Below are 26,855 nucleotides of genomic sequence, written 5' to 3' on the forward strand. Positions count from 1 at the left end.
CGACCACGTGAACAATGAGAGACCTCGAAGATACCGGCCCGTAGCTTTTCCCCAGGAGCCAGGGCTGGTGATTCCCGCCACGCCGAATCCTGCCGACCATGTGGAGCACGCCGCCACTCTCGCCCGCCCGGGAGCACCCTTGCCGCCACCCCCTCCTTCGACGTTGCCGCCGGTCTCCCCTCCGGGCGAGCCGCCGCTGACCGCGCGCCAGGCCGAACGGCGCCGGCGCATCCTGCGGGCCGCCACCGCACTGGCGGTGCGCGGCGGGTACGAGGCGGTGCAGATGCGGGAGGTCGCGGAGAGCGCGCAGGTCGCCCTCGGCACGCTCTACCGGTACTTCCCGTCCAAGGTGCACCTGCTGGTGGCGGTGATGCTGGAGCAGCTGCAGGGCCTCCACGAGCACATCCGGCGCCACCCGCCGACCGACCTCGAACCGGCGCTGCGAGTCGCCGACACCCTCACCCGGGCCTTCCACGCGCTGCAGCGCGAGCCGCTGCTGGCCGAGGCCATGGTCCGGGCGCTGTCCTTCGCGGACCGCTCGGTCGGGGCCGAGGTGGACCAGGTCAGCGTGGCCACCGGACAGCTCATCCTGGACGCGATCGGCCAGTCCGGACCGCCCACCGGGAGCCAGCGCGCGGCGGTGCGGGTGATCGAGCACACCTGGCACTCGGCACTGGTCGCCTGGCTCTCCGGCCGCGCCTCGATCGCCGAGGTACGGGCCGACCTGCACACCGCGGCCCGGCTGCTCACCCTGCCGTGAACCGTCCTCCTCCCGCCGCCGACTGGAACCTGTTCCTGCCCGCCCCGGGCCGCTCGTCGTGCTGCGGCGGCTAGAGTCGACAGTCGGCACAACTCCATCCCGCTCCTCCCCCGGGGAAAGCCGGTGCGAATCCGGCGCTGACCCCGCAGCCGTGAGACCGGTGCCCGCCCTCGGCCGCCCGGACGAGTCGGAGCGCCCGGGGAGGGGCGAGCGGCCCGTCCGGACGCACGCGCCCGGCACCGTCGAGGACTACGGAACGGCCCCGCCCGGGCCACCACCGCTCACCGAAAGGCACACCCGCACCATGCTGACCGCCGCCCGCCTGGGCGCCGCCGCCCTGTCCGCCGCGCTGCTCACCGGCATCGCCGCCGGCCCGGCCCTCGCCGACAGCCCCGCGCCGACCCCCGCCGCCCTCCCCGACGGGCTGTACGGCAAGGGCGACCCGACGTACGACGGCGTCTGGCGACAGTCGCTCGCGCTCACCGCGCTGGCGGCGGCCAAGGTCACCCCGGCCGACTCGGCCGTCGGCTGGCTCACCGGGCAGCAGTGCGAGGACGGCGGCTGGCCGTCGTACCGGGCCGCCGGCGCGGCCTGCGACCCCAAGACCGAGGACAGCAACGCCACCGCCGTCGCCGTCCAGGCCCTGGTCGCCCTCGGCGGGCACCAGGAAGCCGTCGACAAGGGCGTCGGCTGGCTCAAGGCCAACCAGAACGCCGACGGCAGCTGGGCCTACAACCCGGGCAGCCCCGGCGACGCCGACTCCACCGGCCTCGCCGTCAACGCGCTGTTCGCCGCCAAGACCGACCCGGCCGGCGTCGCCAAGGCCGGCCGGTCCGCCTTCGACGGGCTCGCCCTCTTCCAGCTCGGCTGCGCCGCCCCCGCCGACCAGCGCGGCGCCTTCGCCTACCAGTTCGACCCGGCCGTCGGCGCCCTCACCCCGAACGCCCTGGCCAGCGCCCAGGCCGCGCTCGCCGCGAGCGGCGGCCACCTGCCGGTCGCCGGCTCGGTGCACGCCGACGCCGCGCCCAAGGCCCTGGCGTGCGCCTCCGACGCCCCGGCCGCCCAGGGCTCCTCGGCCTCCTCGGCCCCGGTTACGCACGCGGAGTCCGGCGAGGCCGTCGGCGCCTACCTGACCGCCCAGCTCGCGGCCGGCGGCGACCACCTCACCCTCACCACCCCGGGCGCCGCCCCCACCCCCGACTACACCGCCACCGCCTGGGCCGCCCTCGCCCTCAGCCAGAGCGGCCACCCCCAGCAGGCCGCCGGCGCCGTCGACTGGCTCACCAAGGAGGGCGCCACCTGGACCAAGGGCGGCACCGACGCCGGCGCCACCGCCACCCTCCTGCTGGTCGCCCAGGCCGCCCACCGCGACACCGCCGCCCTGACCGGCCAGCTCACCGCCCTCGGCCCGGCGCCCAAGGCCGCCGAAGCCGCCGCCTCGGCGACGGAGGCCCCGAAGGAGAAGAAGGACGGCGGCATCGGCCAGTACTGGCTCATCGGCGTCGGCCTCCTCGTCGGCATCGGCGGCGGCCTCGTGCTCAGCCTCCAGCGCAAGCGCAACCCCCACCTCTGATGCGCCCCGCACCCCGCCCCGCCCCGGCGGGCGCCGACGTCCGCACCCGCCGGGCCGTCGCCGCGCTGCTGCTGCCCCTCCTCGGGGCGGTGCTGGTGCTCGCCTCCGCCGCTCCCGCGCAGGCCGCCGGCTACCGCTACTGGTCGTTCTGGCGCGGCGCCGAGGGCGGAGCCTGGACGTACCAGCAGCAGGGGCCCGCCGTCGCGGTGCCGCCGGACGGCTCGGTGGACGGGTGGCGGTACGCGCTGAGCCCGGACGGCGGGCAGGACGCCGCGAAGCCCCGGACCGCCGGGAGCTTCACGGAGATCTGCGCGGACACACCCGCCCAGGAGGGCCGCAAGCGGGTGGCCGTCGTGCTGGACTTCGGGACCGCCGAGGACGCCGGTTCGCCCGCCGCCCCGGTGCCCGGGCAGCGGACCGCCTGCGCCGCCGTCGCGCCCCGCGCCACCTCGGCCGAGGTGCTGGCCGCCGTCGCCCCGCCGCTGCGCTACGACACCAACGGGCTGCTGTGCGCCATCGCCGGGTACCCGCAAGCGGGTTGCGGCGACCGGATCGGCGCGGCGGGCGCGGCCCGGACCGCCGACCAGGGCGGCGGCAGCAGCGGCAGCGGCCCCGACATCGGCCTGATCGCCGGTGGCGCGCTGCTCGCCGTCCTCGCCGGCGGTGCCGTCCGGCAGGCGCGCCGCCGCCGTCACTCCTAGTCCCCCACCCAGGAAACACCGTGAGCAGCACCGCCCGTAGCACCCGGCCGCCCACCGGCCCCCGTCAACTGCACCCCGGGGCCTGGTGGTTGTGGGCGCTCGGGCTGGGCGCGGCGGCCACCCGCACCACCAACCCGGCGATCCTGCTGCTGCTCGCCGCCGTCGCCGGGTACGTGGTCGCGGCCCGGCGCGGCGATGCGCCCTGGTCGCGCTCGTACGGGGCGTTCCTGCGGCTGGGCCTGCTGGTGCTCGGCATCCGGCTGGTGTTCGCCGTGTTCCTCGGCTCGCCGGTCGCCGGCACCCACGTGCTGTTCACCCTGCCCGAACTCCCGCTGCCCGTCTGGGCGCAGGGCGTGCGGATCGGCGGCCGGGTCACCGCCGAGGGGCTGCTCGCCGCACTGTACGACGGGCTGCGGCTGGCCACCCTGCTGATCTGCGTCGGCGCCGCCAACTCCCTGGCCAGCCCGGCCCGCCTGTTGCGCACCCTGCCCGGCGCGCTCTACGAGGCGGGCGTCGCCGTCGTCGTGGCGATGACCTTCGCACCCAACCTGGTCGCGGACGTCCGCCGGCTGCGTGCCGCACGGCGCCTGCGCGGCCGCACCGACAAGGGCGTCGCCGCCGTGCTGAGCGTCGGAATCCCGGTGCTGGAGGGCGCGTTGGAGCGGTCCATCGCGCTGGCCGCCGCGATGGACACCCGGGGCTTCGGCCGCACCGCCGACGTCCCGCGCCGGCTCGCCCGGGCGACGGCCGCGCTCACCCTGGCCGGGCTGCTCGGGGTCTGCCTGGCCGCGTACGGGCTGCTGACGGCCGGCGGCGCGGGCTGGGCGCCGCCCGTCCTGCTGCTCGGCCTGGCCGCCGCCTTCGCCGGGCTGCTGCTCGGCGGCCGACGCTCCATCAGAAGCCGCTACCGGCCGGACCCGTGGGCCCTTCCGGAATGGCTGACCGCCGGTTCCGGGGCGGCCGTGGCGGCCCTCACCGTCTACCTGGCCGCGCGGGACCCGGCCGCCTTCGCCCCCACCGTCGTCCCGCCGACCGTCCCCGCGCTGCCCCTGACCGCCGTGCTGACCGTCCTGCTCGGCCTGGTGCCGGCGTTCGCCGCCCCGACCCCGCCCCGGAGGGCATCGTGATCACCTTCGAGCAGGTCTCCGTCCGGTACGCGGACTCCGCGGCGCCCGCGCTCAGCGGCGTCGACCTCACCGTCCCCGAGGGCGAACTCTGCCTGCTGGTGGGCCCGTCCGGCTCCGGCAAGTCCACCCTGCTGGGGACGGTCAGCGGCCTGGTGCCGCACTTCACCGGCGGGGTGCTGCACGGCCGGGTCACCGTCGGCGGCCGGGACACCCGCGAGCACCGGCCGCGCGAACTCGCCGACCTGGTCGGCACCGTGGGGCAGGACCCACTGGCACACTTCGTCACCGACACGGTGGAGGACGAACTCGCCTACGGCATGGAGTCCCTGGGCCTGCCGGGCGACGTGATGCGCCGCCGGGTCGAGGAGACCCTCGACCTGCTCGGCCTCGCCGACCTGCGCGACCGCTCGCTGACCACCCTCTCCGGCGGCCAGCAGCAGCGCGTCGCGATCGGCTCGGTGCTCACCGTGCACCCCCGCGTACTGATCCTGGACGAACCCACCTCGGCCCTCGACCCGGGCGCGGCCGAGGAGGTGCTGTCCGTCCTCCAGCGGCTGGTGCACGACCTCGGCACCACCGTGCTGATGGCCGAGCACCGGCTGGAACGCGTCGTCCAGTACGCCGACCAGGTGCTGCTGCTCACCCCCGGTGCCCCGCCCGTCCTCGGCGGGCCCGCCGAGGTGATGGCGCACTCCCCGGTGCACCCGCCGGTGGTCGGCCTCGGCCGGCTCGCGGGCTGGCGGCCGCTGCCGCTCTCGGTCCGCGACGCGCGCCGCAAGGCCGCCCCGCTGCGCGCCGAACTGGACGGCCGGACACCCGCCGCTGCCGGTTCTTCGTCCGGCACCCCCATCGCCGTTGCCGACCGCCTCGCCGTCCGGCGCGGGCCGGTCCCCGCCCTGCGCGGCGTGGACCTCGCGCTCCGCCCCGGCGAGATCACCGCCCTGATGGGCCGCAACGGCGCCGGCAAGTCCACCCTGCTCGGCAGCCTGGTCGGCCTGCACGCCCCGGCCTCCGGCAGCGTCAGGGTCGGCGGCCGCACCCCGCACCGCACCCGCCCCGCCGAACTGATCCGCGAGGTCGGCCTCGTCCCGCAGGAACCGCGCGACCTGCTGTACGGCGAGTCGGTCGCCGCCGAGTGCGCCGCGGCCGACACCGACGCGGGCGCCGCCGCCGGCACCTGCCGCGCCCTGGTGGAACGCCTGCTGCCCGGCATCGCCGACGACGCCCACCCGCGCGACCTCTCCGAGGGCCAGCGGCTCACCCTCGCCCTCGCCGTCGTGCTCACCGCCCGGCCCCCGCTGCTGCTCCTGGACGAGCCGACCCGCGGCCTCGACTATGCCGCCAAGGCCCGGCTGGTGGAGATCCTGCGCGCCCTCGCCGCCGAGGACCACGCCGTACTCCTCGCCACCCACGACGTCGAACTGGCCGCCGAACTCGCCCACCGCACGGTGATCCTGGCCGAGGGCGAGATCGTCGCGGACGGGCCGACCGCGGAGGTGGTGGTCTCCTCCCCGGCCTTCGCCCCGCAGGTCGCCAAGGTGCTGGCGCCCGGGCCGTGGCTCACCGTCGGGCAGGTCGCGGAGGCGCTGAGCGCATGAGCACTCGTCCCGTCCCCCTGGGGCACCGGTCCGTCACCGCGCTGCTCCTCGTCACGGCCGTCGGCGTGACCGCCTTCGGCTGGCCGCTGCTCGCCTCCACCAAGTCGGCGCTGGTCGGCCACTCCGCGGACGCGCCGTGGCTGTTCGCCCTGCTGCTGCCGCTGCTGCTCGCCGTCGTCATCGCCCAGATCTCCGAAGGCCGCTCGGCGGGCGGCGGGGCGCCCGGGCTGGACGCCAAGTCCGTCGCCCTGCTGGGCGTCCTGGCCGCGGCGGGCGCGGCACTGCGGCCGCTCGGCGCGGGCACGGCGGGGCTGGAGCCGATGTTCTTCCTGATGGTGCTCTCCGGGCGGGTGCTCGGACCGGGCTTCGGGTTCGTGCTCGGCTCGCTGTCGATGTTCGCCTCCGCGCTGCTGACGGGCGGGGTGGGGCCGTGGCTGCCGTTCCAGATGCTGGCGATGGGGTGGGTGTGCCTGGGCGCGGGGCTGCTGCCGGGCCCCGCCTCCTTGCGCGGCCGCCGCGAGCTCTGGCTGCTCGCGGGGTACGGCGCCGCCGCGTCCCTGCTGTACGGCACGATCATGAACCTCCAGGGCTGGCCGTACATCGGCGGCCTGGCCGGCTCCATCTCCTTCCACCCCGGCGACCCGCTGCCCGCCAACCTGGTCCGCTTCGCCGCCTACTGCCTCACCACGTCCCTGGGTTGGGACCTCCCCCGGGCCGCCCTGACCGTCGTTCTCTGCCTCACCCTCGGCACCCCAGTCCTGCGCGCCCTGCGCCGCACGACCCGCCGCGCCGCCTTCGACGCCCCGGTCACCTTCCGGCCGCCGGAGCGCTAACGGCACGCCCCGCACACCTGCCCGGGCCCGGCCACGGGCCGCCCGCACAGCCCGCCGCGCCCGGGGCACTCGTGCCTGCGGGGCCCGTCGTCCGCCCTGTGGGGCCCGTCGCCCGCCCGTCGGGGTGCCGGAACGGCCGGCAGCCCGGCGATCCGCGCCGCCACGATCGCCCCGACACCGCGGGTGACCTTGTCCGGCAGGGGCGCCGACAGGATCCCGGCGAGCGCCTCACCGCTCCACCCGCCCGCCAGCAACCCCTCCACCCGCGCGGCCTGGTCGCTGAGCGGCTTCCCCGCCAGGGCCATCCGGGGCTCCCTGCGCCCGAGTTCGAGCAGCAGTGCCATCCCGGCCGTCAACTTCTCGGAGGGACGGACGGAAGGTTGTTCCGCTTCCTTCTTCCTCGATTCCTTGGAAGGGCTTCCCGCCGTCCCGGCGACTGGATGGCCCGGAGCTGGGACACCGGCGGCCGGGGACGCGGGAAGCGGCGGCACCGTGTGCACCGCCTTGCCCGTCACCGGCACCTCATGAAAGGAAACGACCGTCCGCACCTGCCCGGTCAGCGGATCGCGCTGGGTCCGCCGCACGTAGTGCCCGGCCGCCTCCAGTTCCCTGAGCGCCCGCGCGACGGTCGTCCGCCCCTCCATGCTCTTGGCGGCGAGCGTGCGCACGTCCTCGCGCGCCCCGTCCGGCAGGCTGAGCAGGTAGTTCAGCAGCCCGCGCGCGGCCCAACTCAGCGAGTGCTTGCGGACGACGTGACCGTTGTCCAGGATCGTGTACCCGGGGGCATGCCGAGGGATACGATGGATCTGCATCTGGAGGTCTCTTCTCCTGGTGTCGGACCCCGGGGTGTTGGCGCACCGCCGGGGTAACTCTTTTGCTCACGCACCGAGTGCCCCTCCAAGCACCCGGCACCGCAATCTTCACCGTAATTCCGTAACGCCCCGTCAAACTCCTTTCCTCATCACCCGTTCGGGCGGCGCGAGCGCGCACAACCCAGCGCGTCCCGAGCTCGCGAGCCCGGGACGCGCTCCTCACTGCCTCGCATCAACCGACCACGTGGCCCGGCTCGTCCAGCCACACCCGGTGCTCGCCCTCGACCGTGACGGTCAGACCGAACCGGTCGAGGCCCGGCTCGCCCTGGTCCTGCCACCGGGCGTGGGCGGCGGTCACCTCGTCCCACAGGTTGCGGGGGCCGGACTGCGCGACGGCGTGCCTGCCGTCCCAGTCGGCCAGGCGGCAGTGGGCGTACGAGACCCCGTCCCACACCTCCAACCGGCCGGTCCCGAGCCGGTCGTAGCCCGCCGACACCTCCTGCCGGAACAGCCCCGGCAACCGCAGCCCGATCGCGAAGGCGGCGTCGGTGTCCTCCGCCACGACAGCGGGGTCGAGTTCGGACGGGCCGTGCCGGACGTCCTCGATCTCGAACTCGCCGCTCCCGGGGCGCTGGCCCCGCACCCACATGAAGGCGACGTCCTCGACGAACGGCCCGCTCGCGGAACGGCCGTCGTCGGCGACGGTGAGCTTCAGCAGCCCGCCGTTGCAGAACGCCGTGCCGTACGGGACGACGATCACGCCCCCGGGCACCGTCTGCTCGATCAACGCACCGGGGACACGCTGCACGGCGGCGGTGACATGAACCCGGTCGTACGGCGCGGCCGCCGGATGGCCGAGCATGCCATCGCCGACCACGGCCCTGACCGGCAGGCGGTTCGCCGCCAGACGGCGCCGTGCGGCACCGGACAGTTCAGGGTCCAGCTCGACGGTGGTGACGTTCTCCACCCCGAGCCGGCGGGCCAGCAGCGCCGCCGTCCAGCCCGTGCCGGTACCGATGTCCATCACCCGCATACTGTCGGAGACTTGCAGGTGCCGGAGCATCTGGGCCACGACGGTGGGCATCGAGCTGGACGAGGACGGCGTGCGACCGTCCTCGTCCAGCCGGGTCACCAGCGGGATGTCGGAGCCGACCAGCTCGCCCCACTCGACCGGGCGTTCATTGCGGTCGATCCACTCACCCCCGTGGCGGATCCGGTCCGGAACGAACAGTCGGCGGGGCACGCCTCGGAACACCGGCTCCCAGTCGGCCGACAGCGCCCCGGACTCCCGGAGCGCATCGCTGAGCACGTTCCACTTCACTCGGCCGCCCCCCTCAAGGCTTCGACGGCTTGGGCAGGTTGGTGGGCGATACGTCCCGCTGACATGGCATTGCTCCTTATGAGGCGGAAGCGGAGGAGAGGCGATCCCGGCCGCGCCGCCGGGCCGGCGGCTCGGCCGGGAAATCAGTGGGTGCGGCTGATCAACACCAGGTCCGCGATGACATGCAACTCGGCGGCCGGCTCACCGCGACGCCGGATCGAACGTCGAGAGATCAGCGTGCACGACTTTCCCGAACGGGCGGAGGCTGACACCCCAGCGGCCCTGAGTGAGCCGGTGGACCAGCGCAAGACCACGACCCGACGTCGCGTAGGGCCCGGCCTGGATCCTCACCGGCATCGCGCGGGAGCCGTCACCGACGAGGATGCGGACGGTCCGGTCGCTCGGGCGCCGCACAGCGACAACCATGCGCGTCTGGCAGCCGGTCTCGACGGCGTTGGTGGCCAGCTCGCTGACGATCAGCAAGGCATCGTCCACCAACGCGTCCAGCTCCCACTCCCGCAGCTTCGCTCCGACAAGGCGCCGCGCAGCCCCCACGGACTCAGCCTGGTACGGCAAGCAGGCAGTCGGCCTGATGGCCACCCGAGGGGCGGCATCGAAGTCGGTGCCAGTGGTTACCGGACAGCAGGTCGACTGCTTCCGATTGAGGCCCACCTGGGCTGACGGCATGGACGGAGACATCGAGGTCACTCCCTCGGGTGGTCTGGTCGATCCCTCCTTGGCGTCTGATCTGCCAGCGAGGTATTCCTAGTTCACCGCCCCGAGAGGGCGGCATGGGGCTCGTGCGACCGGACGTTTCAGCGGACATTTGGGTCTGGCAGGCATGTCCGGCGGAAGAGCGCGTATGACTGCTGGGGGTTCTGTGGCAACGCGATCACTGGCCGAGCTGCGCAAGGCTGCCGGCTACTCACAGGAGAGCTTTGCTGCCGCGTTCTTGGACATGGCACGACGCATGGATGTCCGCGCTACGGTGAGCGTTCGCCATCTCAGGAGATGGGAGTCCGCCAACCCGCCGTTGCCTCACCCTGGCCAGCAGGCTGTCCTGGAAGCGCTCTTGGGTGTCCCCCTGGCTGAACTCGGCTTCGCAGTGCCGCAGGAACGGGTCGCCGTCGCATCAGAGGGCAGCCTCCAGGAGGACACGGTGCAGCGTCGGCGGTTCGTTGTAGATGTCGGAGCACTACTCGGGGCTTCCGTCCTGACCCCCACGAGAAGTGGTCGGCGAATCGGTGCCACCGATATTCAGGCCTTTCGATCGAAGATCGCCGACCTGTACACCATTGACCACTCACAAGGTGGCCACGTCGCCCGGCAGGCTGCCGTCCGGGTGCTCCAGAGCATCGAGAAGGCCATGACCGGAGGCGTCTATCTCGCTCCGATCGGACGCGACCTTCACACGTTGGTCGGAACATTGCACTCCCACCTCGGATGGATCGAGTTCGACGCGGGGAGGTCGGCTGCCGCCCGTGCAGCGTGTACCGAGGCGCTGACCTCCGCCCGCCTGGTTGGCGATCCGCTATTGGAGGTTCGAGCTCTCGACAGTCTGTCCTTGCTGGCTGTCGAGCAGAAACGGCCATGGGAGGCGGTCGCTGCCGCAACCGCCTCCGGGGAGATCGCTCAGGCACAGGCCGGACCGAAGGTGAAGTCCGTGGTTGCCCTGCGACAGGCTCGGGCTCTCTCAGCTGCTGGTGACTACGCAGGTGCTCGGCGAGCCCTTTCTCGGGCAATGACCTGGCAGGACCGATCGGATGGAGACACCGACGCACCTTCGTGGACGGCCTTCGCCGGTCAGGTCGAGGTGGACTACGCCACTGCCGCGTGGCATGTGGAGACAGGGAAACTCGCGTACGCGATCCCATTCCTTCGGTCAGCAATCGAACATCTCGGCCCGACTTACGGCCGAAATGCAGCGCTGTACCGGGCGCGGCTGGCCGAGGTACTGATGAGGACAGGAGAGGTCGAGGAGTCCTGCACAGAGGCGGTGACCGGCGCCAGGGCGGCGAAGGGGATGGCTTCGGCGCGGCTGACGGACCGGCTGCGTATGGTGGCGTCACTGGCGGCCCGCGTGGATACGGCGGCAGCGCGAGACTGTGTTGAGGAACTTCGAGCGCTTGGGGTTTCGGCCCGGAAGCAGAGGGCGGCGTGACAGTGACGGTTCAGCTCCTGAATGGCGAGCAAACTGCCGAGCTGGAATCGGAGTTGAAGAAGGTATTCGCCGAGGCATTCGCCGAGCCTCCCTACGGCGAGGGTCCGGCCGATGTGGAGCGGGCGTTTCGGCGGTTCCGCTCCCAGATACGGCGGCGCGGGTTCCGGGCGGCGATCGCCTTCGATGACGAAACCGTCGTGGGGATGGCCTACGGCTACCCGCTGTCGGCGAACACCGGGTGGTGGGACACGCTGATCGATCCCGTTCCCGGCGACCTCAGGCACGAGGACGGTAAGCGGACCTTCGGCCTCTTCGAATTGGCAGTCCGGCCCCCGTGGCGCCGCCAAGGCATCGCCTCCCACATGCACCGCGTCCTCATCGAAGGCCTCGACAACGCCCGGGTTCTGCTGAACGCGCGACCGGAGGCGACGGGCGCCCAGGCCGCCTACCTGGCCTGGGGCTACCGGCGGGTCGGATCAGCCATCCCCTGGGAGGGCGCGGCCCGACACGACGTGATGGTCCTCGACCTGCCGCATCCGTAGCCCGCTCGGTCACGGCGCCGGGCCGGTCCGTGGGCGCGTGCCCATGGTCTCCACGTGACCACGTAGCCTTGGTTCCCTTCCCCAGGAGGCGTGTTGAGCGAGATCATCCTCATGTCCGACCCAAAGGTCGCCGCGATACCCGTCGCGCCCCGCGACGAGCAGCTGCTCGACGTACGGAGCGGCAGCGGACTGCTGGTCGACGAGCGCCAGCAGGACGGCACCGGCGCCTTCGCGCGCCTGCGGGCCGGGGTGCTCGATCGGCTGCTCGACGCGCAGGCCGCGCTGCCCGACGACCTGCGGCTGCTGTTCGTCGAGGGCTACCGGCCACCGGCTCTCCAGAGCCGCTACTTCGACGAGTACGCCGCCGAGTTGCGGGCCGCGAACCCCGACTGGCCGGACGACCTGATCAGGTCGGCGACGAGCCGCTACGTCTCGCCGCCGGAGATCGCGCCGCACAGTGCCGGGGCCGCCGTCGACCTCACCCTCGTCGACGCCGACGGCCGTGAGCTCGACCTCGGCACCAGGGTCAACGCCAGCCCGGAGGAGAGCGCCGGGGCCTGCTACACCGACGCGGACGGCATCGGCGCCGAGGCCCGCGCCAACCGGCAACTCCTCTGCGACGTCCTGACCGGCGCCGGGCTCGTCAACTACCCCACCGAGTGGTGGCACTGGTCGTACGGGGACCGCTACTGGGCGCTGGCCACCGGCGCACCGGCCGCGCTCTACGGGCCGGCGCACGGGTAGCCGACACGACACGCGGCCCGTGGAGCCTGCCGAGCGGACCTGCGGCCCCGGGCCAGGATGGCGTCGGCACCGATGCCCGCCCGAGGAGCAGAGCGATGACCGAGCAGACCCCCGAACAACTCCCCGCCGTCGCCGTCGCGATCGTCGTCAAGGACAGCCGGGTGCTGATGGTGCGGCGGCGGGTCGCCGAGGGCGAGCTGTCCTGGCAGTTCCCGGCCGGGGAGGTCGAGCCGGACGAGTCCCCCGAGGCGGCGGCGGTCCGCGAGACCGCCGAGGAGACCGGCCTCCATGTCGCCGCCGCCCGGCTGCTCGGCGAGCGGGTGCACCCGCAGAACGGGCGGCGGATGGCGTACACGGCCTGCGAGGTGGTCGGCGGCACCGCCACCGTGGTGGACTCCGACGAGCTGGACCGGGTGGTCTGGGCGTCCCGCGCCGAGCTGGCCGAGTACGTGCCGTTCCCGCTGTTCCCACCGGTGCGGGAGTACCTGGACGGCACGCTCGCCGGGTAGGCGCGGAACGGCGGACGAACCCGCGCGAGAAGTCGGCCCGTCCGACTTCCCATGCACGAGCACCACCACCAGTGTCCGGAACTCATCCCCGCCGTAGGGACGTTCGGACGTTCGGACGGGAGACCGCTCGTCCCCGCCCCGGAAGGAAACGCGTGACAACCGCGCACGGAGCCCCGCCCGACCACGACCACGCCGTACCGCGAGCCCGCCGCCCGGGGCGGGAGCCGGTCACCGACGAGACGGTCGCCCGGCTCCGGGCCCCGGCCCGCACCGACCCCGCCTCGGGCCTGCCCGCGCTGGCCGCAGCGCTGAGGGGCCGGGCCTACGGCGAGCCCCGGCCCCGGCCCGAGGAGGCCGTCCCGTTCCTGGAGGAGTCCGCCGGCATCTACCGCGCCCTGGTCGCCGACGGCGGCACCGAACACCTGGCCGCTGCCGCCCGCGCGCTGTCCTCCCTCGCCCTGCACCACTCCCGGGCGCACGCGGACGGCCCCGCCCTCGCCGCCCGGCAGGAGGCGGCCGACCTGGCCCGGCGCGCCGAAGCGGACCAGCCGGTGGAGGGCTTCGGCCAGGCCGCCGTCCTGCACGCCGACCTCGCCCACGGCCTCGCCGAGGCGGGACGGTTCGACGAGGCCGTGGACGCCGCCCGCACGGTGGCCGACCGCTCCCTGGCGGTGACCGAGGCCGGCGGGAGCGACCTGACGTGGCGACTGCTCGACCTCACCGTGCTGCTCCGCCTCGCGGACCGCACCGAGGAGGCCGTGGCCGTCGAACACGAGGCCCTCGCCTGGCTGCGCGAGGGCCGCACGGAACCGGCCCGCAGTCCCGTCCCGGCCCTACGGGCGGCCGGCGCCGCCCTGTGGTTCGCCGATCTGGGCCGCACCGAACAGTCGCACCGGCTGCTCGCGGACGCCGCCCGCTCCTGCGAGCGCCTGCCCGCCCGCGGCGACGCCGGCGACTTCGGCTTCAACGAGGGCCTGCGGAGCGCCTTGTTCGCCCGCTCCGGCGTACGGGACGAACAGGCCGCGGCCGACGCCCCGGACCCGCTCGCGCTCGGCGTCGACCCGGGACGGCGCCTCCAACCGGTGCTGGGCCTGGACCTCCACCACTGGTCCTTCAGCCTGCGCGCGTCCTTCGAGGACGGACTGGTCACCCTCGCGCGGGCCGTCGAGGCCATCACGGGCACGCCCGAGCCCACCGACCGCCTGCCCGACGAGGAGGGCCCGTCCGAACAAGCCGACGGCTCACTGCCCCTGCCGGAGGACCGCGACCTGCTCGCCACCCTCGGCACCCTCACCCGGCGGCTCGACCTGCGCCGGGCGGTCCGTGGAGACCATCCCAGCTACTACGCCCACCTCACACTCCCCCGGCTGCGGCGGAGCGTCCGGATCGAACGCCGCCTCCACGCGACCGGCCCCGCCCACGACACCCGGCGCCTGGTCAGGGCACTCACCGACCTGGCGATGGCCCAACTCGTCCACGGCGACCACACCGAGGCGACCGGCACCCTGCACGAGGCCCACGCCCTCGCCGTACGGACGGAGAACCCGGCCGGGTGACCACCGCCCCCGGTGCTCCGCCCGGCACCCACCGGCCGGGGCAGCGAGGAGGAGTCCCCTGCTCGCCGCAGGAGCCCGAAGCCGGGCCTGCGGGCCGCGGCCGGGCAGCACGCGGCCCGCCGAAGCCACCGAACCGGCCGGAATCCCCATCCACCCCCCGGTACACCCCCGTACCCTGTCCCGCAGCACTCGCACGGGCACGGTACGGACCTTCGGGGGAACCGGGGAAACCAGTGGAACTACGTCAGTTGCGCGTCTTCGAAGCCGTCGTCACCCACCGCACCGTCACCGGCGCGGCCGCGGCGCTCGGACTCGCCCCGGCCTCCGTCTCCGAACAGGTCCGCACCCTCGAACACAGCCTCGGCACCGACCTGTTCGACCGGGCCAGGCACGACCTGACCCTCACCTCGGCCGGGGAACGACTACTGCCCTGGTCCCGACGGCTCCTCGACCAGGCCGAACAGGCCCGCCGCGAGGTCGTCGTGACCCGGACCCGCCTGCGCCTCGGCGTCCTGGCGGCCGTCGCCGCCACCCACCTCCCGACCGTCCTGGCCCGCCTCACCGACCGCCGCCCCGGCCTGGACATCTCCCTCCACACCGACGCCACCCGGGACGTCCTGCTCGACGGCGTCGCCGCCGGAGCCCTGGAAGCGGCCCTCGTCCTCGACGCCCCCGGCCCGCTCGGCGCACTCGGCTTCCCCCTGCCGCCCGCCCCGCTCGACCACCTCGATCTCCAGGCCGTCCACCTCGCCCTGGTCGCCGCCCCCACCCACCCGCTCGCCCGCGCCACCACCCTCGCCCCCGAGAACCTCCGCGGCCACCGCCTCCTCGTCGACACCCCCGCCTGCTCCTACCACCTCGCCGGCGAACGCCTCCTCGGCCACCACGTCCAACGCCTCCGCACCGGCGCCGTCCCCACCACCCGCGCCTGCGCCGCACAGGGCCTCGGCATCGCCCTCCTCCCCACCCACGCCGTCCACGACCACCTCGCCACCGGCGCCCTCACCCGCCTCCCCCTCGACCCCCCGCCCCTCCACCTCCGCCTCCTCTGGCCCAGCGACCACGCCCCCTTCGCCACCTGACCGCCCCCGCACACAGCAGCGCGCCCCGGGGTTCCGCAGAACCCCGGGGCGCGCAACTACCGCACGGACGTCAGGCCTTGGGGCCCGCCGACTGGACGACCTCGAAGGACCAGAGGGTGGAGCCGGAGGCGGCGGGGCGCTTGGGGGCCTCGCCGGAGGGGCCGTTCTGGTGGGCCGCCTTCATCGGGCCCTCCATCCAGGCCTTGAAGTCCTCCTCGCTGCGCCAGCGGGTGTAGACGAGGTACTGGTCGGTGCCCTCGACGGGGCGGAGGAGCTCGAACCACTCGAAGCCGTCCGAGTTCTCCACCGCGCCGGCGCGGGAGGCGAAGCGCTGCTCCAGCACCTCGCGCTGCTCGGCCGGCACCGTCAGCACGTTGATCTTGACGACGGACATGGGGCTCCTTCTGCTCCGGGGACTGCTTACGGCAGCAGTCTGCTACACCTCACGGCCGGGGCGGGCCTCCGGCCGTCCCCCGTGGGCGCGGGCGGGCCGGGCTCAGGCGATCCACGGCGGCAGGACGCGCTGGTCGTCGCGCGGGGCGAGGCCGCAGGCGCCCTCGGGGGTGCGGGCGTCGGGGTTGTAGGCGTGGGCGGGGGACAGGGAGGCGACGACGGCGGTGAAGCCGTCGGTGGTGGCGATCTGCCGGACGGTGTCGGCGGGGAGGACGGCGGTGTCGCCGGCGGCGAGGGTGAAGGCCTCCCCCGCCAGGTCGACCCGGGCGGTGCCGGTGAGCAGGGTCCAGACCTGCTCGGTGTCCATGGCGTGCAGCGGGCCCTTGGTGCCGGCGGCCATGTCGACGTGCCAGACGGCGAGGGCGGCGGAGCCCTGGGTGGGCGAGGCGTAGGTGGTCATGACGGCGTTCGGGGTCGCGGTGCGGCGGGCGTCGGTCCGGCGGATCACGGGCATGGTGAAGGAACCCCCTAAGATGGTCAATGAAGTTGTCTATATGGTCAATGAGGTTGTCTATCGTGTCAAGTGAAGCGCCCCCGCCGGGCTTCGAGCTGCCGCTGCGCCTGCTGCTCGCCTTCCGGACGATCATCGACGAGCTGCACGAGCGCATCGCCCGCGAGGGCCATCCCGACCTGCGCCCGATGCACGGCTTCGTCTTCCAGGCGATCGGCCCGCACGGCACCACCGCCTCCGAACTCGGACGCCGCCTCGGCGTCACCAAGCAGGCGGCGGGCAAGACCGTCGACAACCTGGAGCAGCTCGGCTACGTCGAGCGCGCCGCGGACCCCTCCGACACCCGGCGCAAGCTGGTCCGGCTCACCGGGCGCGGGGTGGACTGCCTGGTCCGCTCCGCCCGGATCTTCGACGAGCTGCGCGAGGAGTGGGCCGCGACCCTGGGCGAGGAGCAGCTGCGGCAGCTGGAGGACGGCCTGCGCCGGCTCGCCCCCGGCGACCCGTTCCGCCTCGACACCCCGCGCTGGTTCGGGGCGCCGTAACCCCGGCACCGAGGTCAGGACCCGGGGAGCCCGAGGGTCGCGAGGGTCTGGTTCTTGTACGCCTTCACGCCGGTGATCTCGGCGCCGAACCACTCCGGCGCCGAGAACGCCTCCGCCTCGGCCTCCGAACCGAACTCGACCTCGACGGTGCGCAGCCCGGCCAGCTCCCCCTGGTAGACGTCCGCGTAGACGGTGACGCCGGACGCCTCGAAGGTGTAGCGGTCCTTGACCAGGCGGGCGCCCTCGGTGGCCGGCCAGAGCTCGGTGAACTCCCGCTCCCCGAGCTCGCGTTCCACCTCGATCCGGACCGGCGCGCCGGCCGAGGAGTCCTTGCGCTTGACACCGAGGACGCAGCTGCCGGCGATCCGCCGCAGCCGCACCTCCGTCCCGTCGTCCTTGATCGCGATGTACCCCTGCTCGATGCGCTGCCGCACCGCCGTGCCCGGCGGCTCGAAGGCCTTCAGCAGGAACTTGCGCTCGATTTCGAGCGGCATGCCGCACCACCCTTCCCTGCCGCACCCGACAGGCCGACGCACGGTCAGAACGACCGCCCCTCCCCACGGTACGGCGGCTCCGGCCCCGAGGAGTCCGGCCGGTCCCGCAGGTCCGCGCAGAGCGAGGAGCTGAGCCGGTTGAGCACCCCGGCGAGCTCGGCGTACCGCTCCTCGTCCCAGTCCCCCAGCAGTTCGGCGAGCTGGGCGCGCCGGGCGGCGACCAGCCGCAGCGCCACCTCCTCCCCCGGTTCGGTGAGCCGCAGCGGCAGCCCGCCGGACCGCACCGCCAGCCCCCGGCCCTCCACCTCCCGGGCGGCCTCCTCGACGACGGCCACCGGGACGATCCGCCGCTCGGCCAGTTCGGCCGGCTCGACCGAGCCGTGCTGGTGCATCTGGAGGAGCAGCCAGCTGGAGGCGGGCCGCAGGTCCAGTCCGGCGGTCTCGGTGATCCGCCGGAAGAGGTCGCGCCGGGCCTCGCGACTGTTCAGCACCGAGAGCGCGCGGGCGATCTCGTCCAGCGAACTGCGCTCGACCGGATTGACGCCGATGGACTCGCTGAGGTCCGGCCCGGTGACTGCGGAGCGCAGCTTCTGTTCGCGCAGGAACAGCGACAGCACGAAGGCGACCACCGCGACCGGCACCGCGTACAGGAACACCCGGGTGATCGACTCGGCGTACGCGTGGTAGACCGCCGGCTGGACGGCGGCCGGCAGTTGGGGGATGACCCGCGGGTCGGCGGTGATGGCCTCCGGCTGGAAGCCGGGCGGCAGCGGCACCCCCGCCAGCGCGTCGGCGAGCCGGCTGCGCAGGCCGCTGGCGAAGACCGTCCCGAAGATGGAGACGCCAAAGGAGGCCCCGATGGAGCGGAAGAAGGTGGCGCCCGCGGTGGCCACGCCGAGGTCCTCGTAGCCGACCGAGTTCTGCACGATCAGCACCAGCACCTGCATCACCAGGCCCAGCCCGAGGCCGAAGACCAGGAAGTAGAAGCTCATCTCGGCGGTGCTGCTGTGCTCGTCCAGCCGGGAGAGCAGCAGCAGCCCGACGGTGGTCACGGCCGTCCCGGCGATCGGGAAGATCCGGTAGTGGCCGGTGCGGGCGACGATCTGGCCGGAGCCGATCGAGGTGAGCAGCATGCCGAGCACCATCGGCAGCATGTGGATGCCGGACATGGTCGGCGAGACCCGCTGGACCACCTGGAGGAAGGTCGGCAGGTAGGTCAGCGCGCCGAACATCGCGAAGCCGATGACGAAGGAGATCACCGCGACCAGGCTGAACGTCCGCGAGCGGAACAGCCGCAGCGGCAGCACCGGCTCCACCGCGGTCCGCTCGACCAGGACGAAGGCGAGCAGCAGCACCAGGCCGAGCACGCCGAGGCCGACGATCTGCCAGGAGGTCCAGGCCCAGGTGGTCCCGCCGAGCGAGGTCATCAGCACCAGGCAGGTGGCGACGGCGGCGATCAGGACGGTGCCGAGGTAGTCGATCCGGTGCTCGCGCCGGACCTCCCGCCCGTGCAGCACCGTCGCGATCACCACCAGGGCGACGATGCCGATCGGCAGGTTGATGTAGAAGACCCAGCGCCAGCTGAGGTGGTCGACGAACACTCCGCCGAGCAGCGGCCCGAGCACGCTGGTGACGCCGAACACGGCACCGAAGAGGCCCTGGTAGCGGCCGCGGTCCCGGGGGGCGACGAGGTCGCCGACGATCGCCTGGGAGAGCACCATCAGCCCGCCGCCGCCCAGGCCCTGGAGCGCGCGGAAGGCGATCAGTTCGCCCATGTTCTGGGCGATCCCGCACAGCACCGAACCGAGCAGGAAGATCACGATGGAGGCCTGGAAGAAGCGCTTCCGGCCGTACATGTCGCCGAGCTTGCCCCACAGCGGGGTCGCGGCGGTGGAGGCCAGCAGGTAGGCGGTGACCACCCAGGAGAGGTGGTCGAGGCCACCGAGGTCGCTGACGATGGTCGGCAGCGCGGTGGAGACGATGGTCTGGTCGAGTGCGGCCAGCAGCATCGCCAGCAGCAGGGCGCCGATCGGCACCCAGAGGTTGGGGACGGTGACCGCCGGCGGGCCGCTCCCGGCCGCGGTGCTCCGGTCGGACGCGGCGTGCGACTCCGTCATGACGTCTCCGTCATGGCCTTCTCCGTCATGGCCTTCTCCGTCATGGCCTTCTCCGTCATGGCTTCTCCGTCGGCCATGGCTTCTCCGTCGACATCACGACGTCTCCGTGGGCATGGCGTCTCCGTGGGGGGTCGCGGGCCCGTCGGCCGGGCCGGGCAGATGATCACTCCCAGCTCACAACGCTCGCTGGTTCGTCCCGATTTGTTCCACCGGGTTGAGCCGAGCGTAAGCGCCGGGGACAACCGCCGCGCCCCGGGCGTTCTCCGGAGAGCCAACCGGCACCAATCGGCACAACCTCCCCGCGGGGGGACGGACGCCCCTGTCCACCCTTCGGGCGGTCCTGCATAATCAGGCGCGATCGTGCGCCCGGTTCCGCCCGGACGGCGCACCGAACGACCGAACGACCGAACAGCCCGACGACCGAACAGCCGCCCGCGAAGTCGACGCGAAACCGAGGAGGACCGGCCGATGCCGGACCAGCACTGCCCGACGTGCGGCACCGCACGCTCCACCGGGTGCGGCTGCCTCCCGGACCCGAGCCTCACCGAGACCGCCGTCCTGCCCCACATCGAGGGCCCGCCACTGGTCCGCCCGTACGTCCCGCAGACCGCCGACCAGCTGGCCGACGAGACCCACCCGAACGCACCGGTGGTGGACCCGTTCGCGACCACGGTGCTGCCGCCCGCACCCCCGGGGCAGCCCGGGCCGCCGGCCGCTCCGCCGCTCGGACCGGACGCGGACGCGTACGCCACCACCGTGCTGCCGCCCGTCGCCCCGGGGCAGGCCCCGTTCGGGCCGGGCGCCGGTGCCCACCCGGGCACCGACGGCTACCCGGCAGGCGACGGCTACCCGGACCTCGGCGCCCACCCGGAGGCGTACGCCACCACCCTGCTGCCGCCGGTGCCGCCCTCGGGGCCGGCCGGGAACGAGATCGGCCTCTTCGCCTTCGGGCAGGCGCCGGACCCCGGGCCCGCCTCGAACGCCGGCCGGGGCCCGAACGCCGGTCAGGCCGTGCCCGGGCCGGAGGCCGGTGGCGGCCGGGCCGCCAGGAGGGCGGCCGAACAGGCCGACCGGCACCCGCTCGCCCAGCGCAAGGGGCTGCTCGCCGGGGTCGGCGCCGCCCTGGTGGCGCTCACCATCGGTGTCGCGTACGCGGTGACGCCCTCCAACGAGCCGCCGGCCAAGCAGGCGCAGCCGCTGCCGACGAGCACCCTGGCGCCCGCGCCGGTGGACCCGCCCACCCTGGCGACACCCGTTCCGAGCGCCGCGGCGCCGACCAGCGAGGCACCGAGCCCCACACCCACCCCCACCCGCAAGCCCAGCCCGACGAAGACGGCCACCCCACCCCCGATCGCCACGCCGACCGCCGAGGCACCGGCCGCTCCCCCCGCCGCGGCCCCCACGCCGACCGCGCCGGCGCCGAGCACCCCCACCCCGACCCCGACGCCCACCGCCACCTCGACGCCGCGCGTCCTGCAGTACGGAATGAGCGGCCCCGACGTCACCGCTCTCCAGCAGAAGCTCGCCGTCGTCGTCTGCTGGGCGAGTGTGCCGGTGACCGGGCAGTACGACGACACCACCGTGAACACCGTCGGCTACGTCCAGTGGATGTGGGACGTCAAGGGCGACAAGCGGGGCATCTTCGGCCCCAACACCCGTGCTGCCCTGGACAAGCACAGCACCTGCTGACCGGAACTGCCCGGCCGGCGGTCACCCCTCGGGCCGACCGCCGGTCGTCCCCCGGATCAGCCGGTGATCGCTCCGAAGATGCTGATGCCCGCCAGCACGACCATGATCGTCGCCGCCACCCGGATGATCAGCTTCATCGGCACGTACTTGAGCAGCTTCTGCCCACCCACGATGGCGACCCCGCCGACCGCGCACAGCGCCAGCCAGGAGCCGAGGCCGACGGCCAGCGGGTCGGCGTACTTGGCGGCCAGGTTGGCGGTCATGATCTGGGTCAGGTCACCGAACTCGGCGATCGCGACGACCACGAAGCTGGCCCCGGCCACCTTCCAGAAGCTGTTCGAGGACGGCTCCTTGGCCGCGTGCTCGTCCTCCTCCTCGCCGCCGTGGAACAGCAGCATCGCCGCGCCGACCAGGAACAGCAGGCCGGTGACGCCCTCCACCCAGCGGTGCGGCAGCAGCGTGAGCAGGTGCCCGGCGACGAGCGCGAGGCCCACTTGGAGGGCGAAGGCGGCGGCGATGCCCGCGAAGACGTAGCTCGCGCGGTACTTGGTGCCGAGCACCAGGCTGGCCAGCGCGGTCTTGTCCGGCAGTTCGGCCAGGAAGATGATGCCGAAGGTCAACGCGGCAACGGTGATACTCATAGGAGTCCTCGGTCGGGCTGCCCGGCCTCCGCAGGTCCGTCAGGGGACGCTTCGGCCCGACAGCACTGGTCATGGTCACAGCACTGCGGCCGAAGGTCTCGCCGGTACCGCTCATCGAGCGGTACCCCGGGCGCCGGGCCCCTGGGGGCCAGTATGTCGACGGTCCGGTGGAGGGCTACTCCCCTTCAACGGCCCCAAGCGTACCCGACAGCGTCGACCGACCCGCCCCGGGAGATCCACCGAGGTCGACGGGTATCCATGGAGATCGACGGAGTCCGACGGCGGCCAACGGCGGTGGACAGCGGCCAACGGCGGTCGGCCCGCCTACCGGGCGCCCCCGTCCGGCTCGGCCGCGATCAGCCCGCGCCCGACCAGTTCCAGTACCACCACGATCGCCACCGACTCCACCGCCAGCAACCCGATCAGCACGAACAGCTGCACCGCCCCCGCCTGGACCGGCGAGGCCCCGCCCAGCAGCATCCCGACGAAGGCCCCGGGCAGGGTGACCAGGCCGACCGTCCGGGTCTGGTCCAGCGCCGGGACGAGCGAGGTCGCCGCCGCCGTCCGGCAGATCTCCAGCCGGGCGTCGCGCTCCTCGAAGCCGAGCGCCAGTGCCGCCTCCACCTCGCCGCGCCGCAGCCGCAGCTCGTCCAGGGCCCGCCGCCCGGCCAGCGAGGTCGCGCTGAGCGCCCCGCCGATCAGGATGCCCGCGACCGGGATGACGGACAGACCCTCGGGCGGCAGCAGCCCGACGCCCAGCAGCAGGGCGAGCACCGGCAGCACCCCGGCGCCGATCGGGGCGGCCGCCCAGACCCAGGCCGGGCCCGGGGTCATCCGCCGTCCGGCGGTGCGCACCGCGACCGAGAACATCAGCACCACGAACAGCGCCGACCACCAGAGCGAAGCGACCACCCAGCTGATCACCGCGGCGACGGCGGCCAGCTGCACCACGGCGCGCAGCCCGGCCCGCAGCACCGCGTGCCCGTGGCCGAGGAGTCCCCGCCCGGCCACCGCGACGGCGGCCAGCAGCAGCACGGCGGTGACCACCCCGAGCACCGGGGTGACCGGCAGCAGCTGGCCGCCGGAGGCCGCCAGGTCCGCCGGGGCCATCAGATCCGGCCCCTTCGGATCCGACCCGCACAGATCCCACCCGTGCAGATCCGACTAGCGCGGATCCGACTCGCGCAGATCCAATCCGTCCAGATCCGGCCCATCGGGCGCGGGCCCTCAGATCCAGCTGGTGAACCACATCCGGTCCTGCCAGGACGACATCGGGATCACCTCCGCCGTGTACAGCGGGTAGAAGAAGGCGAAGCAGCCGACGATCGCGAGCACGATCGCCCCGGCCCCGATCGCCCCGATCCGGCGTCGCTCGGGGGTGCACCCGGGCGGGCCGAGCACCGCCCCGAGCATCTGGGCGACGGCCAGGCACAGGAACGGCACCAGCACGACCATGTAGAAGGAGAAGATCGTCCGCTCCTGGTACCGGAACCAGGGCAGGTAGATCCCGGCCACCGCGCACAGCACCGCGCCCGAGCGCCAGTCCCGCCGGAAGAACCAGCGCCACAGCAGGTAGACCAGCGCGAAGCAGGCCGTCCACCACAGGAAGGGCGTACCGAGGCCGAGGATCTGCGAGGCGCAGCCGCCCGAGGAGGTGCACCCGCGCTGCCCGTACGGGATCTGCTCCCAGTACATCGAGACGGGGCGGCCGTCGACCAGCCAGGCGAAGGGGTTGGACTGGTAGGTGTGCGGGGTGCTCAGACCGGTATTGAAGTCGTACATCTGCGAGTGGTAGTGCCACAGGCTGCGCAGTGACGCGGGCACCCAGCTCATCGGGACCTGCGGCAGCGGGATGCCGAGGACGCTGTCCGGGGAGAGCCCGGCGCGCCCGTCGGCCCAGTGCCGGTCGTAGCCGCCCCCGCCGGTCGGGCCGGAGCCGCCGGTGGCGAGCCAGCCGCTCCAGGCGCCGACGTACACCACCACGGCGGAGCCGACCATGGCGAGGAAGGCGGGGACGGCGTCCCGGCGCAGCATGGAACGCCAGGGGCGGCGGGCGCCGGCGGCGCGGCGGCCGGACTGGTCCCACAGGACGGTCAGGACGCCGAAGGCGGCGAGGATCGGGGCGCCGTTCCACTTGACCGCGCAGGCGGCGCCGAGGAGCAGCCCGGCGGCGATCCGCCAGGGGCGCCACCCGAGCCGGACGGCGTCACCGCCGACGGTCTCGGCGGCGACGGCGAGCCGGGCGCGGACGTGGTCGCGGTCGATCAGCAGGCTGCCGAAGGCGGCGAGCACGAAGAACATCTGGATGCCGTCGAGCAGGCCGACCCGGCTCATCACCAGTTGGAGGCCGTCCACCGACATCAGCAGCGCGGCGGTGCAGCCGATCAGGGTGGAGCCGAAGAGGCGGCGGCCGATCCGGGCCAGCATCAGCACGGTGACGGTGCCGAGCAGGGCGGTCATGAACCGCCAGCCGAAGGGGTTCAGTCCGAACAGCTGCTCGCCGACCGCCATCACCCATTTGCCGAGCGGCGGGTGGGCGATGAACTCGGGCGCGGAGGTCAGCGGGATCGACTGCGGGGCGGACAGGATGTCGGCGTTGGCGTGGTCGGGCCAGGTGCCCTCGTAGCCCTGCTGGAGCAGGGACCAGGCGTCCTTGGGGTAGTACGTCTCGTCGAAGACGAAGGAGTCGGGGTGGCCGAGGTTCCAGAACCGCAGCAGGCCGGCGAAGAGCGCCACGGCGATCGGTCCGAGCCAGCCGGAGCGGTCGGCCGCCCAGCGGACCAGGCCCCCGCGCGGGGCCGGTGCCGGGGCGGCGGTGGCCGGGGCCGCCGGTGGGTGCGTGAGCGCCGCTTGCGTCATAGCCTCGCCGATTCGCCTGTCTGCTCTGTCCGGGTCCTGGCTCCGCCCGGGTCGTGCCGCTCCGGCCGGGGCAGGGCGGTCAACAGCCACTGACACTATGTGGCGGTGCGCGCGAAGCCAAGCGCGACGGGCGCCGACCAGGTGACCTGGTCGGCGCCCGTTTCGAACCCCCTTGCCGCCCGTTCCGCTACGCGGCGGTCTGCAGCTCCCGGACCGGGACGGTGTGGACCACGGCCGGGGCCGCGTTGTCCTGCTCCGGCGTGAGGTACGGGCGCAGCCGCAGCGCCATGGCGACGATCAGCAGCGTGGAACCCGCCATGGCCGCCAGGTAGAGCGGCCAGGTGCCGGAGCCGACCAGCAGCACGCCGACGGCCGGGCCGACCGCGATCGCGATCTGCTTCACCAGGGCGTACCCGGCGTTGTAGGTGCCGAGCAGCCGGGCCGGGGCGAGGTCCGCGACGATCGGGCCCATGGTGGGCGCGAGCAGCGACTCGCCGACGCCGAAGAGGGCGTAGATCGAGACGATGGCGACCGTGGCGGCCATGGTCTCGGTCCGTATCAGGCCGGCCACCAGGGCCATCGCCCAGGCGCCGAGCCAGACCACGCCGGCCGCGGCCATCGCGGTGGTGCGGCGGCGCTTGGCGGTGATCCGCACCATGAACATCTGCAGCACCACGATGGTCAGCGCGTTGGCGCCGATCGCGAAGCCCAGGGTGGAGGGCGCGGTGCCGACGGTGTCGGTGGCGAAGGCCGCGACGCCGGACTCGAACTGGCCGTAGCAGGTGAAGAAGATCAGCCCGGCGAGGATGCTGAGCCGCACCATCGCCTTGTCGGCGAGCAGGGCGCGCAGACCGGTCGGGCCGTCGGCCTTCCCGTGGACGGCGGTCAGCTGGGTCCTGGGCATCCGGGCGGTGCCGGTGACCAGGGCGAGGCCGAGGAACGTCACCGCCTCGATGGTGAACAGCCGGGTCAGGCTGGCCGGGTCCGACACGTTCACGATCTGCCCGCCGACCAGCGCACCGATGCCCATGCCCAGGTTGACCAGGGTGAACTGGAGCGCGAAGGCGTGCGAGCGGGTGGCCGCCGTGGAGCAGCGGACGATCATCGTGGCGAGCGCCGGCTGGCAGGTGGTGACACCGGCGCCGAACAGGAAGGAGGAGACCAGCAGGGCCGGGGTGCCGGTGGCGTGGCCGAAGGCGAACGCGCCGGTGGCGGCGAGCGCCGTACCGGCCAGCAGCACCGGGCGGGGACCGTACCTGTCGATGCCGCGGCCGGTGAACGGCAGGACGGCGAGGGCCGCCAGCGCGAAGACGGTGAACACCATCCCGGCCGCCAGCGAGCCCAGCCCGCGCACCTGGTCCACGTACACGAACATGTACGGCATCGTGAAGCCGCTGCCGAACGCACTGAGCGCGTTGCCGATCTGGACGCGGCGCAGCGGGCCGCCCGCTCCACGCCGCTGCTGCCTCTGCTGCTTCACCGTGCCGGTCACCGTGCACATCCCTTCCTGGTTTCAACTGGATACTCTTAAGTCCAGAAGATTTCAGAGCTAAAGTTTGACGAGATAAAGTCTTAGCACCCGAAGACTGCTGAGTCAAAGGCTTAAGGAGTGCACCCTCGTGCGACACTGGTCCGCATGACTACGGACAAGCCGCCGCCGGCTGCCGGCAAGCCCGCCCCGGCCACCCCCCTGGAGTTCGGCATCGCCGAGCAGGTGGCCCTCTACCAGCGGGAATTCCCCACCGTCGACCCCCAGGTGGAGACGATCGTGCAGACCCTCAACCGGGTCTCCCGGCGGATGGGCGTGGCGTACGACCGGCAGCTGACTGTGCTCGGAATCACCTCCGCCGAGTGGGAGGTGCTCAAGGCGCTGGTGGTGTCCGGCAGCCCGTACCGGCTCGGGCCGGGCGAGCTGGCCAAGCGCCTCGGGCTCACCCCGGCGGCGATGACGCACCGGATCGACCGGATGGTGGCGGACGGACTGGTCACCCGGGAGCGGGACGAGACCAACCGGGTGCGGGTGATCATCGAGCTCACCGAGACCGGCCGCGACAAGTGGCTGGAGTCGATGCGGATGGCCGCGGTCTTCGAGGAGGAGCTGCTCCAGGACGTCGTGGGCGAGGAGCGGACCGCGCTCTCCGCGATGCTGGGCCGGATGCTGCGGCGGATCGAGGAGAGCCGGCCGGACGCGCTCGGGCGCACCGCCGGCCTGGACTGACCCCGGGAGGCCGGGGAACGCGAAACGGGTCCGGCACCCCCCCTCGGTGCGCCTGCCCCCCGGGCGGTCCCC

Annotated in this window: 26 protein-coding genes and 1 riboswitch; of the genes, 15 read left to right on the forward strand and 11 right to left on the reverse strand. The window is 73.6% G+C overall.

The annotated features are described in order from the left end of the window. Nucleotides 1-163 precede the first annotated feature (163 nt). The 6 genes from ACFVHV_RS20530 to ACFVHV_RS20555 all read left to right on the forward strand — a co-directional run bounded on the left by ACFVHV_RS20530 (nt 164) and on the right by ACFVHV_RS20555 (nt 6,592). A complete protein-coding gene (locus ACFVHV_RS20530; protein ID WP_359896874.1) occupies nt 164-760 on the forward strand; it encodes a TetR family transcriptional regulator in 597 nt (198 codons plus the stop codon). 119 nt (nt 761-879) lie between these two features. Continuing rightward, a riboswitch (cobalamin riboswitch) is annotated at nt 880-952 on the forward strand. Nucleotides 953-1,064: 112 nt separating this feature from the next. Further along, nucleotides 1,065-2,333: a prenyltransferase/squalene oxidase repeat-containing protein gene (locus ACFVHV_RS20535; RefSeq protein WP_380352539.1), complete on the forward strand. Its 1,269-nt coding sequence runs from the start codon at nt 1,065-1,067 to the stop codon at nt 2,331-2,333. Further along, nucleotides 2,333-3,034, forward strand: a complete 702-nt coding sequence (locus ACFVHV_RS20540) for an SCO2322 family protein (protein WP_359896870.1) — start codon at nt 2,333-2,335, stop codon at nt 3,032-3,034. The genes ACFVHV_RS20535 and ACFVHV_RS20540 overlap by 1 nt, the downstream gene beginning before the upstream one ends. Nucleotides 3,035-3,054: 20 nt before the next feature. Further along, nucleotides 3,055-4,161: a CbiQ family ECF transporter T component gene (locus tag ACFVHV_RS20545; RefSeq protein ID WP_380352541.1), complete on the forward strand. Its 1,107-nt coding sequence runs from the start codon at nt 3,055-3,057 to the stop codon at nt 4,159-4,161. Beyond that, a complete protein-coding gene (locus tag ACFVHV_RS20550) occupies nt 4,158-5,759 on the forward strand; it encodes an ABC transporter ATP-binding protein (protein WP_380352543.1) in 1,602 nt (533 codons plus the stop codon). The genes ACFVHV_RS20545 and ACFVHV_RS20550 overlap by 4 nt, the downstream gene beginning before the upstream one ends. After that, the gene (locus tag ACFVHV_RS20555; protein ID WP_380352545.1) at nt 5,756-6,592 is read left to right on the forward strand and encodes an ECF transporter S component; all 837 of its coding nucleotides are present in this window, start codon (nt 5,756-5,758) and stop codon (nt 6,590-6,592) included. Before ACFVHV_RS20550 ends, ACFVHV_RS20555 begins: the two co-directional genes overlap by 4 nt. Here the strand turns inward: ACFVHV_RS20555 and ACFVHV_RS20560 are convergent. The 3 genes from ACFVHV_RS20560 to ACFVHV_RS20570 all read right to left on the reverse strand — a co-directional run bounded on the left by ACFVHV_RS20560 (nt 6,589) and on the right by ACFVHV_RS20570 (nt 9,424). Next, nucleotides 6,589-7,404, reverse strand: a complete 816-nt coding sequence (locus ACFVHV_RS20560) for a helix-turn-helix domain-containing protein (RefSeq protein WP_380352547.1) — start codon at nt 7,402-7,404, stop codon at nt 6,589-6,591. The two genes, ACFVHV_RS20555 and ACFVHV_RS20560, sit on opposite strands and share 4 nt — an antisense overlap. A gap of 232 nt (nt 7,405-7,636) precedes the next feature. Next, the gene (locus ACFVHV_RS20565) at nt 7,637-8,725 is read right to left on the reverse strand and encodes a methyltransferase domain-containing protein (RefSeq protein WP_359896861.1); all 1,089 of its coding nucleotides are present in this window, start codon (nt 8,723-8,725) and stop codon (nt 7,637-7,639) included. 201 nt (nt 8,726-8,926) lie between these two features. Then, nucleotides 8,927-9,424 (reverse strand): ATP-binding protein, encoded by a 498-nt coding sequence (locus ACFVHV_RS20570; RefSeq protein WP_380352549.1) that lies wholly within the window; start codon nt 9,422-9,424, stop codon nt 8,927-8,929. Between the two features lie 163 nt (nt 9,425-9,587). On the opposite strand from ACFVHV_RS20570, the gene ACFVHV_RS20575 reads away from it, so the two are divergent. The 6 genes from ACFVHV_RS20575 (at nt 9,588) to ACFVHV_RS20600 (ending at nt 15,319) form a co-directional block, all read left to right on the forward strand. Further along, nucleotides 9,588-10,886: a multiprotein-bridging factor 1 family protein gene (locus ACFVHV_RS20575; RefSeq protein WP_380352551.1), complete on the forward strand. Its 1,299-nt coding sequence runs from the start codon at nt 9,588-9,590 to the stop codon at nt 10,884-10,886. Continuing rightward, the gene (locus ACFVHV_RS20580; RefSeq protein ID WP_380352553.1) at nt 10,883-11,428 is read left to right on the forward strand and encodes a GNAT family N-acetyltransferase; all 546 of its coding nucleotides are present in this window, start codon (nt 10,883-10,885) and stop codon (nt 11,426-11,428) included. The genes ACFVHV_RS20575 and ACFVHV_RS20580 overlap by 4 nt, the downstream gene beginning before the upstream one ends. Nucleotides 11,429-11,521: 93 nt before the next feature. Beyond that, the gene (locus ACFVHV_RS20585; protein ID WP_380352555.1) at nt 11,522-12,172 is read left to right on the forward strand and encodes a M15 family metallopeptidase; all 651 of its coding nucleotides are present in this window, start codon (nt 11,522-11,524) and stop codon (nt 12,170-12,172) included. Between the two features lie 95 nt (nt 12,173-12,267). Next, entirely contained in the window at nt 12,268-12,681 is a 414-nt protein-coding gene (locus tag ACFVHV_RS20590; protein ID WP_380352557.1) for an NUDIX hydrolase, read from the forward strand. A gap of 152 nt (nt 12,682-12,833) precedes the next feature. Further along, on the forward strand, nt 12,834-14,237 hold the full coding sequence (locus ACFVHV_RS20595) for a hypothetical protein (protein ID WP_380352559.1): 1,404 nt from the start codon (nt 12,834-12,836) through the stop codon (nt 14,235-14,237). Between the two features lie 248 nt (nt 14,238-14,485). Further along, entirely contained in the window at nt 14,486-15,319 is an 834-nt protein-coding gene (locus ACFVHV_RS20600; protein ID WP_380352560.1) for a LysR family transcriptional regulator, read from the forward strand. Nucleotides 15,320-15,389: 70 nt separating this feature from the next. Here ACFVHV_RS20600 and ACFVHV_RS20605 read toward each other — a convergent pair whose 3' ends face one another. Together ACFVHV_RS20605 and ACFVHV_RS20610 are read right to left on the reverse strand one after the other, a co-directional pair. Further along, a complete protein-coding gene (locus tag ACFVHV_RS20605; RefSeq protein ID WP_117487522.1) occupies nt 15,390-15,713 on the reverse strand; it encodes an antibiotic biosynthesis monooxygenase in 324 nt (107 codons plus the stop codon). A gap of 102 nt (nt 15,714-15,815) precedes the next feature. After that, the gene (locus ACFVHV_RS20610; RefSeq protein WP_380352562.1) at nt 15,816-16,253 is read right to left on the reverse strand and encodes a cupin domain-containing protein; all 438 of its coding nucleotides are present in this window, start codon (nt 16,251-16,253) and stop codon (nt 15,816-15,818) included. A gap of 20 nt (nt 16,254-16,273) precedes the next feature. Here ACFVHV_RS20610 and ACFVHV_RS20615 point away from each other — a divergent pair, with 20 nt between their 5' ends. After that, nucleotides 16,274-16,765, forward strand: a complete 492-nt coding sequence (locus ACFVHV_RS20615) for a MarR family winged helix-turn-helix transcriptional regulator (RefSeq protein WP_380352564.1) — start codon at nt 16,274-16,276, stop codon at nt 16,763-16,765. Nucleotides 16,766-16,779: 14 nt separating this feature from the next. Here ACFVHV_RS20615 and ACFVHV_RS20620 read toward each other — a convergent pair whose 3' ends face one another. Continuing rightward, entirely contained in the window at nt 16,780-17,259 is a 480-nt protein-coding gene (locus tag ACFVHV_RS20620) for a hypothetical protein (protein WP_380352566.1), read from the reverse strand. A 44-nt stretch (nt 17,260-17,303) separates the two neighbouring features. Further along, nucleotides 17,304-19,376 carry an MFS transporter gene (locus tag ACFVHV_RS20625; RefSeq protein WP_380352568.1) on the reverse strand — a complete coding sequence of 691 codons (2,073 nt, stop codon included), beginning with the start codon at nt 19,374-19,376 and terminating at the stop codon, nt 17,304-17,306. A gap of 468 nt (nt 19,377-19,844) precedes the next feature. On the opposite strand from ACFVHV_RS20625, the gene ACFVHV_RS20630 reads away from it, so the two are divergent. Beyond that, nucleotides 19,845-21,065 carry a hypothetical protein gene (locus tag ACFVHV_RS20630; protein ID WP_380352569.1) on the forward strand — a complete coding sequence of 407 codons (1,221 nt, stop codon included), beginning with the start codon at nt 19,845-19,847 and terminating at the stop codon, nt 21,063-21,065. A 56-nt stretch (nt 21,066-21,121) separates the two neighbouring features. Here ACFVHV_RS20630 and ACFVHV_RS20635 read toward each other — a convergent pair whose 3' ends face one another. The 4 genes from ACFVHV_RS20635 to ACFVHV_RS20650 form a co-directional block, all read right to left on the reverse strand. Continuing rightward, nucleotides 21,122-21,706, reverse strand: a complete 585-nt coding sequence (locus ACFVHV_RS20635; protein ID WP_359907155.1) for a TMEM165/GDT1 family protein — start codon at nt 21,704-21,706, stop codon at nt 21,122-21,124. Nucleotides 21,707-22,030: 324 nt separating this feature from the next. Beyond that, nucleotides 22,031-22,816, reverse strand: a complete 786-nt coding sequence (locus tag ACFVHV_RS20640; protein WP_380352571.1) for an ABC transporter permease — start codon at nt 22,814-22,816, stop codon at nt 22,031-22,033. A 117-nt stretch (nt 22,817-22,933) separates the two neighbouring features. After that, on the reverse strand, nt 22,934-24,565 hold the full coding sequence (locus ACFVHV_RS20645) for a dolichyl-phosphate-mannose--protein mannosyltransferase (RefSeq protein ID WP_380352573.1): 1,632 nt from the start codon (nt 24,563-24,565) through the stop codon (nt 22,934-22,936). A 187-nt stretch (nt 24,566-24,752) separates the two neighbouring features. Beyond that, the gene (locus tag ACFVHV_RS20650) at nt 24,753-26,057 is read right to left on the reverse strand and encodes an MFS transporter (RefSeq protein WP_359907161.1); all 1,305 of its coding nucleotides are present in this window, start codon (nt 26,055-26,057) and stop codon (nt 24,753-24,755) included. 144 nt (nt 26,058-26,201) lie between these two features. On the opposite strand from ACFVHV_RS20650, the gene ACFVHV_RS20655 reads away from it, so the two are divergent. Further along, entirely contained in the window at nt 26,202-26,783 is a 582-nt protein-coding gene (locus tag ACFVHV_RS20655; RefSeq protein ID WP_359907163.1) for a MarR family transcriptional regulator, read from the forward strand. Nucleotides 26,784-26,855 lie beyond the last annotated feature (72 nt).

The sequence above is a fragment of the Kitasatospora sp. NPDC127116 genome (genome assembly GCF_042677365.1).
Taxonomy (GTDB): Bacteria; Actinomycetota; Actinomycetes; order Streptomycetales; family Streptomycetaceae; genus Kitasatospora; species Kitasatospora lactacystinica.

What these genes read in the sequence shown, in the direction of transcription:
- ACFVHV_RS20560 (WP_380352547.1), bottom strand. Translation starts at nt 7,404, where the DNA reads ATGCAGATCCATCGTATCCCTCGGCATGCCCCCGGGTACACGATCCTG.
- ACFVHV_RS20630 (WP_380352569.1), top strand. Translation starts at nt 19,845, where the DNA reads ATGCCGGACCAGCACTGCCCGACGTGCGGCACCGCACGCTCCACCGGG.
- ACFVHV_RS20635 (WP_359907155.1), bottom strand. Translation starts at nt 21,706, where the DNA reads ATGAGTATCACCGTTGCCGCGTTGACCTTCGGCATCATCTTCCTGGCC.
- ACFVHV_RS20535 (WP_380352539.1), top strand. Translation starts at nt 1,065, where the DNA reads ATGCTGACCGCCGCCCGCCTGGGCGCCGCCGCCCTGTCCGCCGCGCTG.
- ACFVHV_RS20620 (WP_380352566.1), bottom strand. Translation starts at nt 17,259, where the DNA reads ATGCCGCTCGAAATCGAGCGCAAGTTCCTGCTGAAGGCCTTCGAGCCG.
- ACFVHV_RS20590 (WP_380352557.1), top strand. Translation starts at nt 12,268, where the DNA reads ATGACCGAGCAGACCCCCGAACAACTCCCCGCCGTCGCCGTCGCGATC.
- ACFVHV_RS20555 (WP_380352545.1), top strand. Translation starts at nt 5,756, where the DNA reads ATGAGCACTCGTCCCGTCCCCCTGGGGCACCGGTCCGTCACCGCGCTG.
- ACFVHV_RS20640 (WP_380352571.1), bottom strand. Translation starts at nt 22,816, where the DNA reads ATGGCCCCGGCGGACCTGGCGGCCTCCGGCGGCCAGCTGCTGCCGGTC.
- ACFVHV_RS20645 (WP_380352573.1), bottom strand. Translation starts at nt 24,565, where the DNA reads ATGACGCAAGCGGCGCTCACGCACCCACCGGCGGCCCCGGCCACCGCC.
- ACFVHV_RS20540 (WP_359896870.1), top strand. Translation starts at nt 2,333, where the DNA reads ATGCGCCCCGCACCCCGCCCCGCCCCGGCGGGCGCCGACGTCCGCACC.
- ACFVHV_RS20575 (WP_380352551.1), top strand. Translation starts at nt 9,588, where the DNA reads ATGACTGCTGGGGGTTCTGTGGCAACGCGATCACTGGCCGAGCTGCGC.
- ACFVHV_RS20615 (WP_380352564.1), top strand. Translation starts at nt 16,274, where the DNA reads ATGAGGTTGTCTATCGTGTCAAGTGAAGCGCCCCCGCCGGGCTTCGAG.
- ACFVHV_RS20570 (WP_380352549.1), bottom strand. Translation starts at nt 9,424, where the DNA reads ATGTCTCCGTCCATGCCGTCAGCCCAGGTGGGCCTCAATCGGAAGCAG.
- ACFVHV_RS20605 (WP_117487522.1), bottom strand. Translation starts at nt 15,713, where the DNA reads ATGTCCGTCGTCAAGATCAACGTGCTGACGGTGCCGGCCGAGCAGCGC.
- ACFVHV_RS20625 (WP_380352568.1), bottom strand. Translation starts at nt 19,376, where the DNA reads ATGACGGAGTCGCACGCCGCGTCCGACCGGAGCACCGCGGCCGGGAGC.
- ACFVHV_RS20655 (WP_359907163.1), top strand. Translation starts at nt 26,202, where the DNA reads ATGACTACGGACAAGCCGCCGCCGGCTGCCGGCAAGCCCGCCCCGGCC.